This window comes from Lactococcus lactis (genome assembly GCF_029023865.1).
GTDB classification, from domain to species: Bacteria; Bacillota; Bacilli; order Lactobacillales; family Streptococcaceae; genus Lactococcus; species Lactococcus lactis.
This window is the reverse complement of sequence record NZ_CP118969.1, coordinates 1415762-1432082: the sequence shown is the minus strand read 5'-3', so window position 1 is coordinate 1432082 and position 16321 is coordinate 1415762. Positions and strand designations below refer to the sequence as shown.

Annotated in this window: 17 protein-coding genes and 1 pseudogene; 12 read left to right on the top strand and 6 right to left on the bottom strand. The window is 33.9% G+C overall.

Annotated features, from left to right (window positions below; genetic code table 11):
- Positions 1-134 precede the first annotated feature (134 nt).
- Both PYW37_RS07075 and PYW37_RS07070 read right to left on the bottom strand, forming a co-directional pair.
- Positions 135-1109: a helix-turn-helix domain-containing protein gene (locus tag PYW37_RS07075; protein ID WP_003130257.1), complete on the bottom strand. Its 975-nt coding sequence runs from the start codon at positions 1107-1109 to the stop codon at positions 135-137.
- 16 nt (positions 1110-1125) lie between these two features.
- A complete protein-coding gene (locus tag PYW37_RS07070) occupies positions 1126-1938 on the bottom strand; it encodes an oxidoreductase (protein WP_014570620.1) in 813 nt (270 codons plus the stop codon).
- Positions 1939-2161: 223 nt separating this feature from the next.
- Here PYW37_RS07070 and PYW37_RS07065 point away from each other — a divergent pair, with 223 nt between their 5' ends.
- Together PYW37_RS07065 and PYW37_RS07060 are read left to right on the top strand one after the other, a co-directional pair.
- Positions 2162-2359, top strand: a complete 198-nt coding sequence (locus tag PYW37_RS07065; protein WP_025016819.1) for a DUF4649 domain-containing protein — start codon at positions 2162-2164, stop codon at positions 2357-2359.
- A gap of 106 nt (positions 2360-2465) precedes the next feature.
- Positions 2466-3239: an alpha/beta hydrolase gene (locus tag PYW37_RS07060; protein ID WP_025016818.1), complete on the top strand. Its 774-nt coding sequence runs from the start codon at positions 2466-2468 to the stop codon at positions 3237-3239.
- 40 nt (positions 3240-3279) lie between these two features.
- Here the strand turns inward: PYW37_RS07060 and PYW37_RS07055 are convergent, their stop codons facing one another.
- Complete coding sequence (locus tag PYW37_RS07055; protein WP_025016817.1) at positions 3280-4101, bottom strand: LysR family transcriptional regulator; 822 nt, start codon at positions 4099-4101, stop codon at positions 3280-3282.
- A gap of 50 nt (positions 4102-4151) precedes the next feature.
- Positions 4152-4622, bottom strand: coding sequence for a MarR family winged helix-turn-helix transcriptional regulator (locus PYW37_RS07050; RefSeq protein WP_023189171.1), 471 nt, complete (start codon positions 4620-4622; stop codon positions 4152-4154).
- A gap of 134 nt (positions 4623-4756) precedes the next feature.
- Here PYW37_RS07050 and PYW37_RS07045 point away from each other — a divergent pair, with 134 nt between their 5' ends.
- Positions 4757-6403 carry an alpha-keto acid decarboxylase family protein gene (locus PYW37_RS07045; RefSeq protein WP_025016816.1) on the top strand — a complete coding sequence of 549 codons (1647 nt, stop codon included), beginning with the start codon at positions 4757-4759 and terminating at the stop codon, positions 6401-6403.
- A 79-nt stretch (positions 6404-6482) separates the two neighbouring features.
- Here PYW37_RS07045 and PYW37_RS07040 read toward each other — a convergent pair whose 3' ends face one another.
- The gene (locus tag PYW37_RS07040; protein WP_023189173.1) at positions 6483-7451 is read right to left on the bottom strand and encodes an ROK family protein; all 969 of its coding nucleotides are present in this window, start codon (positions 7449-7451) and stop codon (positions 6483-6485) included.
- 233 nt (positions 7452-7684) lie between these two features.
- Here PYW37_RS07040 and PYW37_RS07035 point away from each other — a divergent pair, with 233 nt between their 5' ends.
- The 5 genes from PYW37_RS07035 to PYW37_RS07015 all read left to right on the top strand — a co-directional run bounded on the left by PYW37_RS07035 (position 7685) and on the right by PYW37_RS07015 (position 11446).
- Positions 7685-8086, top strand: a complete 402-nt coding sequence (locus PYW37_RS07035; RefSeq protein WP_023189174.1) for a VOC family protein — start codon at positions 7685-7687, stop codon at positions 8084-8086.
- Between the two features lie 17 nt (positions 8087-8103).
- Positions 8104-8730: a sugar O-acetyltransferase gene (locus PYW37_RS07030; protein ID WP_023189175.1), complete on the top strand. Its 627-nt coding sequence runs from the start codon at positions 8104-8106 to the stop codon at positions 8728-8730.
- Positions 8731-8768: 38 nt separating this feature from the next.
- The gene (locus PYW37_RS07025) at positions 8769-9575 is read left to right on the top strand and encodes a Cof-type HAD-IIB family hydrolase (protein WP_021722847.1); all 807 of its coding nucleotides are present in this window, start codon (positions 8769-8771) and stop codon (positions 9573-9575) included.
- Positions 9576-9844: 269 nt separating this feature from the next.
- A complete protein-coding gene (locus PYW37_RS07020; protein ID WP_023189176.1) occupies positions 9845-10648 on the top strand; it encodes an HAD family hydrolase in 804 nt (267 codons plus the stop codon).
- A gap of 201 nt (positions 10649-10849) precedes the next feature.
- Positions 10850-11446 carry a histidine phosphatase family protein gene (locus PYW37_RS07015; RefSeq protein WP_025016815.1) on the top strand — a complete coding sequence of 199 codons (597 nt, stop codon included), beginning with the start codon at positions 10850-10852 and terminating at the stop codon, positions 11444-11446.
- 45 nt (positions 11447-11491) lie between these two features.
- Here PYW37_RS07015 and PYW37_RS07010 read toward each other — a convergent pair whose 3' ends face one another.
- Positions 11492-12595: an SLC13 family permease gene (locus PYW37_RS07010; RefSeq protein ID WP_023189178.1), complete on the bottom strand. Its 1104-nt coding sequence runs from the start codon at positions 12593-12595 to the stop codon at positions 11492-11494.
- A gap of 287 nt (positions 12596-12882) precedes the next feature.
- Between PYW37_RS07010 and PYW37_RS07005 the strand changes: the two genes are divergently transcribed.
- The 4 genes and pseudogenes from PYW37_RS07005 to PYW37_RS06990 all read left to right on the top strand — a co-directional run bounded on the left by PYW37_RS07005 (position 12883) and on the right by PYW37_RS06990 (position 16308).
- A complete protein-coding gene (locus PYW37_RS07005) occupies positions 12883-13116 on the top strand; it encodes a helix-turn-helix domain-containing protein (RefSeq protein WP_023189179.1) in 234 nt (77 codons plus the stop codon).
- A 2-nt stretch (positions 13117-13118) separates the two neighbouring features.
- Positions 13119-14090 (top strand): N-6 DNA methylase, encoded by a 972-nt coding sequence (locus PYW37_RS07000; protein WP_023189180.1) that lies wholly within the window; start codon positions 13119-13121, stop codon positions 14088-14090.
- A gap of 17 nt (positions 14091-14107) precedes the next feature.
- A pseudogene (locus tag PYW37_RS06995) lies at positions 14108-15697 on the top strand (N-6 DNA methylase); the annotation flags it as partial.
- Positions 15694-16308 (top strand): restriction endonuclease subunit S, encoded by a 615-nt coding sequence (locus tag PYW37_RS06990; protein ID WP_023189182.1) that lies wholly within the window; start codon positions 15694-15696, stop codon positions 16306-16308. The pseudogene PYW37_RS06995 and the gene PYW37_RS06990, both read left to right, overlap by 4 nt.
- Positions 16309-16321 lie beyond the last annotated feature (13 nt).

Here is a 16321-nt window from a genome sequence, read left to right as displayed (position 1 = left end):
TTTTAGATTTTACTAATATTCTATCATAGTTAGTCAGAGTTTTCTTCTCCAAGTGACGGCTCTTCTGACAGCTTTACTAATCCAAAAGTTATGCGATAAATGAAATAAACTAGGATATTGTCCTAGTTTTTATTTTAAATCAGTTTTTTCCGATATTGATTCAGAGTCATTCCCGTCCATTTACGAAAAGCTCGAGTGAAAGAACTGACCTCAGAATATCCTAAGAGATAAGAAATTTCATCAGTTGTGAGATTTAAATCCTTTGAAAAATGGAGAGCCATTTTTTTCTGAACGGATTGTAACTCGACTTTAAAAGTAGTACCAGCTTGTGCAAGATTTCTTTGAAGGGTTCTGCTACTAATTCCTAGTTTTCTTGCTACATTTTGAATGGAACAGTCTCCAGAAGGAATCAAGAGTTGGACTTCTTTATGAAGGCTATTGATGAAGTCAGAAGGAGTTTTGATTTCTTCCAGCTGACGATTCAGTTCGGGTTCTATCATCCGCCACATACTATTATTTCTGGTCAAAAAAGGTAGTTCTAAATCTTGGAGATTAAAACTCAAAAGATTATCATTTTTTGAAAGCTCAGGAGAAATCCCAAAAACTTCCAAAATTGAAGAACTGAATGGATAAGGACTGATTACTTTTTCAGGAATAATATTTTGGCCTGTTCCAGTTCTTAGAATACTTAAAATAATAAGTTGCTCATTAAATAAAGAAAAACGTGAAAGATTTTGTATTTCAGAAATATCATTTAATTCAACTTGAACATGTTTTTCTTGAATACTGACTTTAATTTCAACTGGAGCAATGACATTTTTATATTTTGCCAAACGTTTTATAGCTTGTAAGCCATTTGCAGAAGAAAGAGCGACGAAAAAGATGGGCATAAATAATCCAAAATTTTGGACATCACTTATCAAAAGAAGTTGTTCATCAGTCAATTTTTTTGATAGGACCTCTTGAAATTTATAAAATTGTTGATTCGTTAAAACAATTTCCTCTTTCCAAAGCAAATTTGGAATTTGGGCTTCTTCTAAAAGAAGGTTCAAATCTAAATGATGTAATTCGAGAAAGTTTTGAAACTGTTGGTCAATACTTATTTTCATAATTTTCCTTATTTTATTAACTGGCCCGCATGATTAGCCAATCAAAAATTCTTGTTGGCAGAATGGTATGAAGAAAGACAAGGGGCTTTGCTCCAAAACCGATTAAATAACGAGCTCTCATCCTTTTTGAGCTGACTGCCTTTGAAATCGTTTTTGAAATTATTTTAGGGTCAGACATCATGTTCCCAGAATACTGTTTTCTCATACCGGTAGCTGTTTTTAAGGCGGCTTCTTCGTAAGTTCCTCCTTTGGCAGACTCCGCTAAATGATCGGCTGCGATTAATCCCCAATTGGTTTTAATTCCTCCTGGTTCAATTAAAGAAACATCAATGCCAAAGGGTTTAACTTCCATCCGGAGGGCATCGCTAAAAGCTTCTAGGGCATATTTCGTTGCATGATACCAAGCACCAAAATAGGTTGTGAATCTACCGCCCATTGAAGAAATATTAATAATCCGGCCAGCTTTTTGGTGACGCATGTGAGGTAAGACTAGTTTAGTTAGAGCAGCTAGTCCAAATAAATTTACCTCAAATTGACGTTTGGCCTCTTCAAGCGGAACATCTTCGATTGCCCCATAAGAACCATAACCCGCATTATTAATTAGTATATCAATTTGTCCTTCGTTGTCAATTATTGTATCTACCAATTTACGACAAGATTCTTCATTTGTAATATCTAGATAAATTGGCTCGACCCCTACGCTTTTTAATTTCTCAAGTTTGTCCATTCTTCGTGCCGCACCATAAACCTTATGTCCATTCTGAGCTAAAAGCTCTGCTGTTTGATAGCCAATCCCACTACTTGCTCCTGTGATTAATATAATTGCCATATCTATTCTCCTTTATTAATTATAAAACTATTATAGATAAAATTTAGCAAGAATAAAATGACATTTGACGCCAAATTTAGGGCACTTTGCGCCATTTTTAAAAAAGATAAAAAATTAAATAGATTTTCTTTGATGTAATATTTTTTATTTCATATTATTATATCGTAATTAATTGACATCAATTTGCTTTTGACTTATAATTAAATCTGAAAGAGGTAATAAAATGAAAATTACATTTAAAACTTTGGATGGTCGCACATTGAACAAAGAATTTATTGATGCTAATGACTTTATTCGTCAACAAAACCTTGAAATTCCAGCAATTGATGATTATGCAAAAGTAGTTGAAGTTCTTATCGATGAAAAACCTTATGATTTTACAGGTAATATTGCTGATTTGTACTTCAAATTAAACAAATAATCTATTTACAAACGAAATTAAGAAACAAAATGACCTTCTCAAACTAACTTTGAGGAGGTCTTGTGATAGTTGAATTAGAAATACAATTTAGTTAGGAGGAAATAAGATGAAAACTTTTAATTATGGTAAAGATGAATTACAAGCGCTTGACCTCTATCAGCCAAAAGAATGGAACGGAAAAACTTTAGTATTGATTCATGGAGGCGGTTGGTGGCAAGGAGACAAAGGCAAAGAAAAAGAAGTTGCCACAGGATTAGCTATCGAAGGTTATCAGGTTGCAGCTCTGAATTATCGTTTGGCCACACAAGCTAAAAATCTTTTTCCAACCCAAGATGAGGATGTTGAAGCTGCCTACACTTGGCTTCTTAAAAATATCCCAGATTTCAAGGCTGATAACATCGCTTTTATTGGTGGCTCAACAGGTGGACATTTAGCTGCTTATTTGGGACTGACAAAAGGTCGCCCCTTTGTCAGTCTGTCAGGACTTTTAGATTTAAAGGGGTTTTATGAAAATCATAAGGAAACGATTCCTAAACAATTAATCATTGCTCCAGACTTACCCAGTAAGAAGATTGACCAAGCGGGAGCCAATGATTCTTACTATAAGTGGATTATCGAAAACTTACTGGCGTCAATAAATGATGATAGTTTAGAAAAGGCCTCTATTTTTTCTAAAGTAACTAAAAAGAGTGGACCGGGCTTGCTTTGCAACTCAATGAATGAGCTTGTTCCTACTTATGAACATCAAAAATTAGCAGAACTATTGCGACAAGAGCAAATTCCAGTAGAAACTTGTCTACTTAACGGTTCAAGACATGGGGAGACTTATATTGATGACATTTGGCCTAATCTTTTAAACTTTTTGAAACGTTATATCTAATGATAAAAACAATCAACTCAGTAGTTGATTGTTTTTTAATTTATTTAGTAGAAGACTTTATCATTTCGATAAGCTTTAAAATTTCATCAGTATGAAAATTGTTTGATTTATAGAGGGCATAAAAACCATTTTTAACTCCAGTATAGTGATAGTTATAATCTTTTTCAAAATATTTTAGAAAACGAGCAGAAATGAAAGTTGCACTATTTTTATTAATATTAATATTTGAGAGGGCATCTTGAGTCGACTCAACTGCAGTATAAGGTAAGTGTGAAAATAATGGATTATTTTTTTCCAATATTTTGTAAACATCAATTTTACTTTTACTGACAATAAGAGAAGTGACTTCTCTTTCTAGTGGTTTTTTACTGACAGAAATAATTTCATCATCAAAAATTTTTTTGACCGAAATATCTGCTGACAGAACGGGCTGACTAGAAGCACTAATAAGTGCCAAATCACAGTAACCATTTTTCAATTCTGTCAGCGCATTAAAAGAAGAAGTGCTTTTGATAATTAAGTTAGCCTGATTAGTTTCATGATCGAAAATTTGAGGAATTACAAAATTTGTCATTAAAAAATTTCCTGAAATCCGGAGAACAGAAGAATTTTTTAAGAGTGATTCTGCGGAAACAATAGCGTTCTCAAAAAAGGAGCGAATAATTTCATAAAGCTGAATTCCAAGAGCTGTCAGCTGGATTCCCTGACCATTTTTTTCGATTAGGTGAACACCATAAGCAGACTCAAGTTTTTTGATTTGGCTACTGACAGCTGGCTGACTCATATAAAGTGCCTCTGCTGCCCTTGATATTGACTGAAATTTTGCTACATGATAAAAAATTTCAAGTTGATGTGTATTCATTGATATCTATTTAACTTTCACTTGTAATTGATAGTAGTCTGATTAAGACCTTATAAACGATTGACATATTTTTCACCAATTTCATTGGCATATAATTCCATGACCTTAGTCCAAAAACTGCCCTCTTTATCGCCAGATTCACTAAAATATTGCTTCATTTTATTGATTTGATTTTCATTCATACGTTCATCTAACATGTTTCCTTGTTCGGTCAGATAAAGCTGTTTGATTCTTTTGTCATTTTCATTTGGCTTGAAATGAACCAATTCTTTTTCTTTTAAATCATTCATAGGACCGTTCAAAGCTTGTTTAGAAATATCAAGCACTTCAAGTAATTCATTAACGGTCAAGCCAGGAAGTCTTCCAATGAAAAATATAATTCGCCGATGTACTTGACGAATCTCGTAAGAAAGTACTAGGTCGTCCTCTTGTTTAATAAATGCACGGTATCCGAAGTAAAATAAAGCCAAATCTCTAGTAAAATTTAAGTTATCGTTTACTTCTGAGTTTTCTTTAGTCATAACCCACTCCTTTTATTAGTCTATTATACTTGATAATTTAAATAAGTCAATATCGTTGACTTATTTAAAGAAAAGCGTTATTCTATAAATGTCAAGTTGATTGACCAATATATAATAAAATATGGAGGAATGCGATGTATACAGTAGGAGATTACCTATTAGACCGATTACACGAGTTAGGAATTGAAGAAATTTTTGGAGTCCCTGGAGACTATAACTTACAATTTTTAGATCAAATTATTTCCCGCAAGGATATGAAATGGGTCGGAAATGCTAATGAATTAAATGCTTCATATATGGCTGATGGCTATGCTCGTACTAAAAAAGCTGCCGCATTTCTTACAACCTTTGGAGTAGGTGAATTGAGTGCAGTTAATGGATTAGCAGGAAGTTACGCCGAAAATTTACCAGTAGTAGAAATAGTGGGATCACCTACATCAAAAGTTCAAAATGAAGGAAAATTTGTTCATCATACGCTGGCTGACGGTGATTTTAAACACTTTATGAAAATGCACGAACCTGTTACAGCAGCTCGAACTTTACTGACAGCAGAAAATGCAACCGTTGAAATTGACCGAGTACTTTCTGCACTATTAAAAGAAAGAAAACCTGTCTATATCAACTTACCAGTTGATGTTGCTGCTGCAAAAGCAGAGAAACCCTCACTCCCTTTGAAAAAAGAAAACTCAACTTCAAATACAAGTGACCAAGAGATCTTGAACAAAATTCAAGAAAGCTTGAAAAATGCCAAAAAACCAATCGTGATTACAGGACATGAAATAATTAGTTTTGGCTTAGAAAAAACAGTCTCTCAATTTATTTCAAAGACAAAACTACCTATTACGACATTAAACTTTGGAAAAAGTTCAGTTGATGAAGCTCTCCCTTCATTTTTAGGAATCTATAATGGTAAACTCTCAGAGCCTAATCTTAAAGAATTCGTGGAATCAGCCGACTTCATCCTGATGCTTGGAGTTAAACTCACAGACTCTTCAACAGGAGCCTTCACTCATCATTTAAATGAAAATAAAATGATTTCACTGAATATAGATGAAGGAAAAATATTTAACGAAAGCATCCAAAATTTTGATTTTGAATCCCTCATCTCCTCTCTCTTAGACCTAAGCGAAATAGAATACAAAGGAAAATATATCGATAAAAAGCAAGAAGACTTTGTTCCATCAAATGCGCTTTTATCACAAGACCGCCTATGGCAAGCAGTTGAAAACCTAACTCAAAGCAATGAAACAATCGTTGCTGAACAAGGGACATCATTCTTTGGCGCTTCATCAATTTTCTTAAAACCAAAGAGTCATTTTATTGGTCAACCCTTATGGGGATCAATTGGATATACATTCCCAGCAGCATTAGGAAGCCAAATTGCAGATAAAGAAAGCAGACACCTTTTATTTATTGGTGATGGTTCACTTCAACTTACGGTGCAAGAATTAGGATTAGCAATCAGAGAAAAAATTAATCCAATTTGCTTTATTATCAATAATGATGGTTATACAGTCGAAAGAGAAATTCATGGACCAAATCAAAGCTACAATGATATTCCAATGTGGAATTACTCAAAATTACCAGAATCATTTGGAGCAACAGAAGAACGAGTAGTCTCGAAAATCGTTAGAACTGAAAATGAATTTGTGTCTGTCATGAAAGAAGCTCAAGCAGATCCAAATAGAATGTACTGGATTGAGTTAATTTTGGCAAAAGAAGATGCACCAAAAGTACTGAAAAAAATGGGCAAACTATTTGCTGAACAAAATAAATCATAATTTATAAATAGTAAAAAACATTAGGAAATACCTAATGTTTTTTTGTTGACTAAATCAATCCCTCTTTCTTTAGAAAACCTTAGTTTCTCAAAGACAACTTAATTAAGCCTGCCAAATATAAACTAGAGAAGTTGGAAGAAAATTCCATTTGCGGAAGAGTTCCTTTAGGAAAAATCTCTCTGAGTTCATCCTTTATTTTTTCTATATTTAAGAGCTTCTCCCAAACTTGAGGAATAAAGATGATTAATTGATGGGGCGCATACATTGCGATAATTGTTTGAATCGAATCAAATACTTTTAGATAAATCTCGTTTTGACTCAATGGAAATTCAGCAGTTCTAAAAGTAGGAAGATATTTTATTTCCCCACTGATATTATTGCTTCCTTTAAAAATAGTTTGATTAATAATCAAAGAAGAACCCGGCGGAAATTTTTCTGGAAAATAAATGCCTGATAAAACTTCATTCTCCTCTAAAGCATAGCCTAGTGTGGCGGCGTTAATATCATTTTCAATGATGGTTTCAATCTGAGTTGAATCTCTAATTTCTTTAGCGAGATTAATATTTTTAAGCGGTGAAAAATCCATAATACGTAATTCTCCATCAATCTCAACCCCAGTAATACCACAAGTAATTAAAACGATTTGAGGAAAAACACTTCTAAAATGATTAATATTAAGCAGAAGTTCGTCTAAATTATTAGTCTTTAAATTTTTTTGTTCAATGACATTTCCCAAAAGATCGACAATATGATAATTGACCACTAAATTTTTATCATTTTCGATAAATTGAAGGATTAGTATTAACTCTTTAGTAGCATTAAATTCATAGGCTGTTGCAAAACGACCGCCAGTTTTAGCATGTTTATCAAGAGATTTAATGGTATCACTTTCAAGAAGTTCCATAATAAGTTTATTAATTGTAACAACACTTAGTTGAGTCCCATCTGATATTTGACGAATTGTAAGTGGTAAATGGGCATTTTTAATGTAATCAGAAATTAGTTCCTTATTGTGTTCTTTGATATTTTTAGGTTTATAGGCTTTCATAATTCTCCTTATATGATCATTTTTCAAAATAAAAACGCTTTACTAATTTTGATAAAAAAGATATAATGAAATCAACTTATTAAAGTTTGTTAATAAAGTTTATTTAAAAAAATCGGCCTGCTCTTATTATTCTTAATAAAAGGAGCAATCATTGCCATTAGAATCATTATACCACTATTTTTAAAAGATTATCCAGCAATTGGATAAAGCTAGCTAGAAAATGGAGAAACAGAATGCACATCGAACACGTAGCAATTTATGCTGGGGATATTGAAAAAATAAAAGCTTTTTATGAAAAATATTTTAATGTCACTTCAAGTGATTTATACCATAATCAAAAAACAAGCTTCAAATCTTACTTTTTAACCTTTGACTCAGGAAGTAGAATGGAAGTCACAACAAAAAAATTCTTATCAAATAGAATTGCTGAGAGTTTAGGATATGCCCACATCGCCATTGCAGTAGGTGATAAACAAGCAGTAGATGAATATGCTGAAAGATTTTTAAAAGATGGTTATCCATTACTCAATGGTCCTCGTACTACGGGGGATGGCTATTATGAAGCAGTTATTCAAGATCCTGAAGGGAATTTGATTGAACTCACGACAACACTAGATGAAGAACATAAAAAATAGAGAGTGGGTAAGATGTTTTGGCAGTTGATTTTGATTATCAAGAGATGTTGTTAGGTAACTTATACCTTGCTGGGAATATTTTGCCAGAAAACAAATCTATCCACGGCAAGAAGATTATCCAAAAAATCAATAATACTCCGATTGAAGAAAAAGAAACAATCGTTGCTTTAGAACGGCAAGTTTTTGGGGAAACAGGGGACAACCTTTATGTAACTCCCCCGTTTCAAGTGGATTATGGCAGACACGTAGAAATTGGAAATAATTTCTATGCAAATATGGATTGTATTTTCTTAGATATTAATAAAATAAAGATTGGCAATAATGTTATGGTGGGTCCACGTGTCAGTTTTTATACGGCAGGTCATCCAATAGATCCTCAAATTAGAATAGAAGAACTTGAATTTGGCTTGCCTATCACGGTTGAAGATAATGTATGGATTGGTGGGAGTGCCACTATCCTTCCAGGAGTCACCATTGGTAAAAACTCAATCATTGCTGCGGGCGCAGTAGTGACGAAAGATGTTGCAGCCAATACAATTTTCGGAGGAAATCCAGCTCAGCTTATCCGAGCAATTAATGAAGAAGACAATCACTATTGGAACAAGAAAAAAGAAGAATATCAATCAAGATTAAAAGAAAAATAGAAATAAATCGATATATTTTTTAAAATTGGAGATAATGTATGATTAAAGCAATCGCCGTAGATATGGATGGGACCTTTCTTAATTCAAATAATGACTACGACAGAAAAGCATTCCTTGAACTCTTTAAAAAATTAAAAGCGAAAGAAGTGAGATTTGTGGTAGCAAGTGGAAATCAGTACGCTCAAATAAGTTCTTTTTTTCCAGAAATTTGGGAAGAAATAACATTTGTTTCAGAAAATGGCGGACTCGTATTTGAAAAGGGAAATTTATTAATAAAAAAGACCATTGCTAAGCCAATTATTCAGGATACTTTGACTCTTTTAGAAAATACTTCCTACAAAGTTGGAATTATTCTTTGTGGTGTACAATCTGCCTATATCCTCAAGAGCGAAAACACTGTTTTGAAAAAGGAAGCAGCAAAATACTATTTTGCACTCAAAGAAATCGATTCATTTCAAGACCTTCCAGATGATGAATGGGTAAAAATTGCCCTTCAATTAGAGGATAAAAATGCTTTTTCGATTATTGATTTAATGAATGAAAAGAATAATTCTCAACTAAAAGCCGTATATAGTGGACATGGAAGTGTTGATTTGATTGCAAACGAAGTAAACAAAGGGAACACACTTAAGCATTTATTGAATCAATGGGAAATCAAGCCCGAGCAATTTCTAGCTTTTGGTGATAGCAATAATGATTTAGAAATGTTAGAGCTCGCCGGCTATAGTTATTCTATGGCTAATGCAAGTAAACAAGTGAATCAAGTAGCAAAATATCAAGCACCATCAAATGACGAAAACGGAGTAATTTCTACTATCAATGCTTTATTTGATAAATTAGGCTAAAACTTTATGAAGTGGAAGGAACAAGTAAAAACCACTTCATTCTAAGGCAGTAAACTTAAGAGTAAATAATTGATATTATAATGAACAACAATAATTTTGACCTCCTATAGAAATATGATTGTAGAGCTCTCACCAAGCACAAGGACATTATAATGATCTAAGTAGCAATAAATCTTGTCTTTAATTTGATTTACTGTCTTAAAATGAAGTGGCTAGCTTTTAACTCAGATTCCTGAACAAAGAAATACTAATAAAAGAAAGAAAATAATATGATTAAACTTGTACTTACAGATTTAGATGGTACTTTCTTAAACAAAAGCGGTAGTTTTGATCAGTCTTACTATGAGAAAGTTAAGACAATAATGGATCAGAATAATGTTATTTTTGCCCCCTGTACTGGTAAACAATGCGAGCGGGTTGAAGAACTCTTTGATACCGATATTTCTAAAAATATCTGGATATTGGGTGATAGTGCAACACGAATTAAACATGAAGGTAAATATATTTATGAGTCCTTATTACCAAACAAGTTAGGACTTCAAATTATTGAAAAACTAGAAAATATTGCATCAGATCATATTATTATCGCTTGTACCCCAACCGCTGCCTATATCAAGTCAACGGTCTCTGAAGAGGATGCTCAAAAAATAAGAAAATCATATGCTGTCGTCAAAAAACAGGCAGATTTACAAAATATTGAGGAAGACTTTGTAAAAATAACCGTTTTTGATCAAAAACTGAGAGCATTTGAAAATGTTAAAGAGCTGTCCGAATTTGAAGCGCAAGCCTATATCGTGGCCTCAGAAGCAGCATGGATTGATATTTCCAACTATAATGTTCACAAAGGAACGACCGTTCAAGCACTACAACATATTCTTGGGGTAACAAAAGAAGAAACAATTGCCTTTGGCGATGGACTCAATGATATTGAACTATTAGAAGCCGCTGGCTGTAGCTTTGCCGTTAATAACGCCTTTGACATCGTAAAAGAAAAAGCTGATTTCATAACAAAATCAAATGAAGAGAGTGGCGTTCTTCAAACAATTGAAAAGTTGTTACTTTTACAAAAATGAAAGGAATCATAGGTCTAAGTTGATTGATTAAAATGCAAAGGACAATAATACCTATTGTCCTTTTTTATGTTTTATTATTAAAGATTATCTACTACATTAATTTTGATAGCAAGACTCATAACTTTTACTTATATCTGCTTAATTAAAATGTATTTTTAAAAAGCTATTTATTTTACTAAAATAATTTTTGAGGTGAAAAAAATGCTAGAAATTTATTTAATACGACATGGACAAACAAAGTGGAATCTCGAAAAGAAAATGCAAGGTTCACTCAATTCTGATTTGACAGTTGAAGGAGTTGAGCAAGCAGTATCATTAGGAAAAGAACTGAATAAACACTATTTTAATCATATTTACTCAAGTACAAGTCCTAGAGCTCTGGAAACTTCTCGACTAATATTTGGTGATGAAAAGAAAACTTCATCAGATTTGCTAGGTGAAATCGCTATGGGCGCGTGGGAAGGAAAAACTTATCAAGAAATTGAAAAACTCGCCCCTCTAGAATGGAATAATTTCTTTAATCATCCCTTTAATTACTTTCCCTCTAAAGATGGTGAATCATTTGCTCAACTAGAAGCTCGACTAAAAGTTTTTATCAAAGAAGAAGGACTCAGGGAGCGCTCAGGCAAAATCGCAATCGTTTCTCATCGCATAACGATTAGAATGCTGATTTCTCTCTTATTAAACAATAAAGAACTCTATGGCGAGATGGATCTTAGCTCGACATCATTGAGTATCATCGAAATAGAAAATAAAAATGCAAAATTAAAGCTCTTAAACTCTACGGCGCATTATTAATAATAAAAAATCAAATCAGAAAATGATTTGATTTTTTTATCAATATTATCGAAGAAATAAAATCCCAATTCCGATAAAAACAAGTAGATAAAGAAAATTTAAAAGCGTAAAAAGGCCGAAAAATTTCAAGGTAGATTGATCTTTAACATTCAATTGATATTGCCTTAAGGCTAGCAAGTTAGCCAAAGAAGCCACCAGTGTTCCCAAACCACCGATTGTCACTCCCAAGTATAAAGGAGAAAGTTGCCCGGTAAATTTTGATAATAAGACCGCAGCAGGAACATTGCTGATGACCTGACTAGATAAGATAGAGGTAAAGAAAATAGAGAGGTCATTATTCATCAGCTGGTGAAGCCAATTATGAATCAAAGGAATACGCCCAAGTGCACCAACAATAATAAAGAAATTGATAAAAGTTAAGATGATTCCATAATCCACTTCTTGATAAACTTTTTTCTCGATAAGATAAGCACAGATCAAGCTTGCAATTAAAGAAATCCAAACAGGAATCAGAGCTAATACACCCAAAAGTACAATTAAGGTCGTGAATCCTAACAAGTATAGATCTCGTTTTTTGATAGAAAATACCTTGTTTTCTATCTGACTGACAGCTCTCTTTGAAAATAATAAGGCACATAAAAATAAAGTCAATAAGCTGACCAATCCTAAAGGTAAGGATAGTTTGAAAAATTCTAAAATTTTTAAATGATAATAAGAGACCAAATACAAATTTTGAGGATTACTAATAGGTGTAATCGCACTACCTAAGTTAGCATAAATGGTCATCAAACTAATCAAGCCAATTTTAGGTAACTTCACCTTTCGGTCAATATTAAAAACAATCGGCACCAAAGTTAAAATCGGCACATCATTTGTAAAAAACATCGAACCAAAGAAAGACAAGAGTAGCACCACTAAAGCCACTTGTCTCAGGTTTTGACATTTATCAATAATAAAGGACGCAAAATATTTTAAAATACCAAGAATTTCAAAAATAGAAATAAGAATAATCAAGCTCAAAAGAGCCAAAATGGTTTTCAAATCAATATCAGAAGCTCTGACCGTCCCAAAAATTAAAGAAAGTAGCGCTAGAGCGAAAGTAAATAAAAAGGTTTTATCAGAAAAAATACGTTTTAAGGTAGTAGTCATGAAAGTTCCTCATCAGGAAGTTATTTTTAATTAATTTTAGCATAAAACTAACATCTGTTATTCTTTTTAAAACTACAAGATTTAACTGTTTCTAGTAAAAAGATTATTTTTGTTGTGAGCCGCCAAACATTTTATAAGCTCTCCCTCACTATTAAGATAATTATAAACTGTAACGAAAATATTGACCATCTAAATTTAGTATTTGCTCTATTTTATAGCCTATAAGCATCGTTATTATGATATAATTTTAAAAGATTCATTTACAAAGAACTGAAAGGAATGCAGTTATGACTTTTTCTTATAAAAGACTTTGGAAGCTGTTGATAGATAGGGAACTTAGCAAAAAGCAGTTAGCTGAACTTGCTGGGATTAGCCAATACACCGTGAATAAACTAAATAAAGGTGAGTCGGTGACAACAGAAACATTATCTAAGATTTGTGATGCATTGAAATGTAAGATAGAAGATATTTGTGAAGTAGAAAGTAGCAAAAAAGAAGATTCAACTCAACTGGGGGAATAAGCGTGATTACATCAGGAGAAATTAAAAGCAGACTATGGGACGGAGCGACGGAACTTCGTGGCTCAATGGATGCCAGTCGTTACAAAGACTATATGCTTGGCTTAATGTTTTACAAATTTTTAAGTGATAAAACCTTAGAGACATTTAGAAATACTGCGGGCTTAGGCAGAATATCAGAATCAGAGTTAGTCGAAGAGTACACCCAAAATCGTGAAGAGTTAGGGGAAGAACTGGATAAGATGATTCAACAGGCCTTGGGCTACTTTGTAGCACCCGAATACTTGTATCAAAAATGGATAAAAGATATCAACACAGGAGATTTTGAAGTTCAAAAAGTAACGGATAGTTTAAATAATTTCGAAAAGACTATTGCCGTAACAGGTGACTCCGATGATTTTAAAGGTCTTTTCTCAAGTTCGACTTTAGACTTGACTGATACTGCTTTGGGTAGCAACTTAAATGAGCGTAACAAAAGTATTAAAGCCTTAATCAATCTATTTGCTGACCTTGATATGGTTGCTTTGCAAAAGAGCGATGTGCTCGGTGATGCATACGAATATCTGATTGGTCAGTTTGCCATGGAATCAGGGAAAAAGGCCGGAGAATTCTATACGCCAAGACAAGTTTCAGAAATAATGGCGCAAATTGCAGCTAAGAACTCAAATATCCAATCTATCTATGACCCAACCGTTGGTTCTGGTTCACTTTTATTAACTGTGGGAAAACATCTGAGCAAAGAAGTGCAAAAAGATTTATCTTACTATGGTCAAGAAAAAAATACAGCCACTTATAACCTGACACGTATGAACTTGCTCTTACATGGGGTACGTCCAGAAAAGATGACGGTAAGAAATGCGGATACTCTATCTCATGACTGGCCTGAAGATCCGAGTCAAGCAAATGTTGGGGTACAGTTTGATGCGGTTGTTATAACCCACCATACTCACTCAAGGATTGGAATAAAGCTGGCTTAAAAGTTAGTGACCCTCGCTTTGAGATTGCAGGGACATTACCGCCTGATTCTAAGGGAGACTTTGCCTTTCTTTTGCATGGCCTTTTCCACTTGGGAACAAATGGTACAATGGCGATTGTCTTGCCTCATGGTGTGCTTTTTAGAGGTGGCTCAGAAGGTGATATTCGTCAAAGACTTTTAGAGAAAAATCAAATTGATACCATCATTGGCTTGCCGAGCGGAATGTTTACCAATACGGGTATTCCAGTCATCGTGATGGTTTTGAAGAAAAATCGTCCAGTTGGAGAACCCGTTTTAATCATTGATGCATCTCGTGGTTTTGTCAAAGTTGGCAAGCAAAACGTTCTACAAGAAAAAGATATTGCCAAAATCGTAGATACTTATTCATCACGTGATGAGATTGAAGGCTATAGCCACCTAGCGACTCATGAGGAAATTATTGCTAACGAGTGGAATATGAACATCCCAAGATACGTGGCAGCTGATAATGATGAGATTGCTCAAGATGTAGATGCGCATCTATATGGTGGAATTCCTAAGTCCAACATCGATGAACTGTTGGTATTAAATAAGAGTGTTCCCGAAGTGATAAACTCATCATTTGAAGTATTGCGCGAGGGCTACCTGATGCTAAATAAGAGCATGGAGCAACTGACAGAAGAAGTTATCAATGCCCCACAAGTTTTGGCAAAGAATGATGAGTTGAGAAAGATTGCTGAAAGTTTTGTTGCTAAGTATTGGGATATTCTCCGTCAGGTCAATCCTGATAATGATTTGACGAGTCTCATGTCAGAAATGCTTTCTGAGATAAAGACAGAGGTTTCCAGTATTGAATTTGTAGACGCATATAGTGCTTACCAAATCGTGGCTGAAATCTGGAAAGACAGTCTGACTAAAGACAGTGAATTGATTGCAGCAAGTGATTTTTATACCATTGGCCGTACGCGTGAGCCAAATATGGTGACAAAAGGGTCAGGCAAGAATAAACGTCAAGAGCAAGATGGCTGGATTGGTATGCTTGTGCCAAATGAATTGATAGCCAAACGTCTCTTTGCTTCAGAGCAAGAAGAAATCGAAGCGTTGAAAAACAAAGCTCAAGAAATCGACAGCGAATTGTCTGAGCTTGTAGAAGCTGCCAAAGTCGAGAATTCTGAAGAATATGAGGCCCTTTACGAATCGCTCAAGAAAAATGAGGATGACGAGCCACAGGATGCTTTTGAAGCTAAAATGATCAAGGCTGAGCTGAAAATAGCAGAAAAAGGAACATCTGAATTTGAGTGGCTAAAACGTGTTGAAAAACTTCTGACGGATAAAAGTTCAACGAATAAGTCCATCAAAGAAAAAGAAAAACAACTCAAAGAAGCGGTTGAATCTAAGATTGAAAATCTGACAAATGAAGAGATTGATATGCTGGTTTTTGAGAAGTGGTTTGCGGGTACAGTAGATGCTCTTGTAGGGCTAGTTGAAAAACCTTTGCGCGCAGAGCTTTCAACGATTGCCCTTCTTGAAAATCGTTATACTCAAACATTCAATGAAATTGATGCACAAGTTTCAGAGCTAGAAAAAGCTTTTGAAGCACTTGCGAGTGAATTGGTGGTGATTCAATGAGCAAAAATAAAAAATTAGTACCGAAAAGACGCTTCAAGGAGTTCCAAAATTCTGACGCATGGGAACAGCGTGAGTTGGGGGAAGTTGGTCAGATAAATACTGGAAACACACCTCCAACTTCAAATTCTCAAAACTATGAAGATGATGGTTTGTTATGGGTAACTCCTACTGATATTGACGGGAACATAATAAGAACTACTGCTAAAAAGTTATCAAAATTAGGAATTAAAAAAGCAAGAGTAGTACCAAAAGGTTCAATTTTAGCAACTTGTATTGCAAGTATAGGAAAAAATGCCTTAATACTAGAAGATTCGGCATTTAATCAACAGATTAATTCCTTAAGTCCAAACGAGAATAATGATTCATATTTTCTATTAACTCAGTCAGAATTATGGTCAAAGAAAATGCAGTCGATAGCAGCTTCTGGAACAATGCAGATTATAAATAAAACAGAGTTTTCAAAGTTATCGTTTTATTTTCCAGTTCTAACGGAGCAAAAGCATATCGGAGAATTCTTTAGTAGCCTCGACCAAACCATCACTTTTCAACAACAGAAGCTGGAAAAACTACAAAACATTAAAAAAGCATACCTCAATGAGATGTTTATTTAGGAAAGGAGCGTAA

Bases quoted from the DNA above. Each gene is read 5' to 3' on its own strand.
- PYW37_RS07075 (WP_003130257.1), bottom strand. From the start codon at position 1,109: ATGAAAATAAGTATTGACCAACAGTTTCAAAACTTTCTCGAATTACAT.
- PYW37_RS07070 (WP_014570620.1), bottom strand. From the start codon at position 1,938: ATGGCAATTATATTAATCACAGGAGCAAGTAGTGGGATTGGCTATCAA.
- PYW37_RS07065 (WP_025016819.1), top strand. From the start codon at position 2,162: ATGAAAATTACATTTAAAACTTTGGATGGTCGCACATTGAACAAAGAA.
- PYW37_RS07060 (WP_025016818.1), top strand. From the start codon at position 2,466: ATGAAAACTTTTAATTATGGTAAAGATGAATTACAAGCGCTTGACCTC.
- PYW37_RS07055 (WP_025016817.1), bottom strand. From the start codon at position 4,101: ATGAATACACATCAACTTGAAATTTTTTATCATGTAGCAAAATTTCAG.
- PYW37_RS07050 (WP_023189171.1), bottom strand. From the start codon at position 4,622: ATGACTAAAGAAAACTCAGAAGTAAACGATAACTTAAATTTTACTAGA.
- PYW37_RS07045 (WP_025016816.1), top strand. From the start codon at position 4,757: ATGTATACAGTAGGAGATTACCTATTAGACCGATTACACGAGTTAGGA.
- PYW37_RS07040 (WP_023189173.1), bottom strand. From the start codon at position 7,451: ATGAAAGCCTATAAACCTAAAAATATCAAAGAACACAATAAGGAACTA.
- PYW37_RS07035 (WP_023189174.1), top strand. From the start codon at position 7,685: ATGCACATCGAACACGTAGCAATTTATGCTGGGGATATTGAAAAAATA.
- PYW37_RS07025 (WP_021722847.1), top strand. From the start codon at position 8,769: ATGATTAAAGCAATCGCCGTAGATATGGATGGGACCTTTCTTAATTCA.
- PYW37_RS07020 (WP_023189176.1), top strand. From the start codon at position 9,845: ATGATTAAACTTGTACTTACAGATTTAGATGGTACTTTCTTAAACAAA.
- PYW37_RS07015 (WP_025016815.1), top strand. From the start codon at position 10,850: ATGCTAGAAATTTATTTAATACGACATGGACAAACAAAGTGGAATCTC.
- PYW37_RS07010 (WP_023189178.1), bottom strand. From the start codon at position 12,595: ATGACTACTACCTTAAAACGTATTTTTTCTGATAAAACCTTTTTATTT.
- PYW37_RS07005 (WP_023189179.1), top strand. From the start codon at position 12,883: ATGACTTTTTCTTATAAAAGACTTTGGAAGCTGTTGATAGATAGGGAA.
- PYW37_RS06990 (WP_023189182.1), top strand. From the start codon at position 15,694: ATGAGCAAAAATAAAAAATTAGTACCGAAAAGACGCTTCAAGGAGTTC.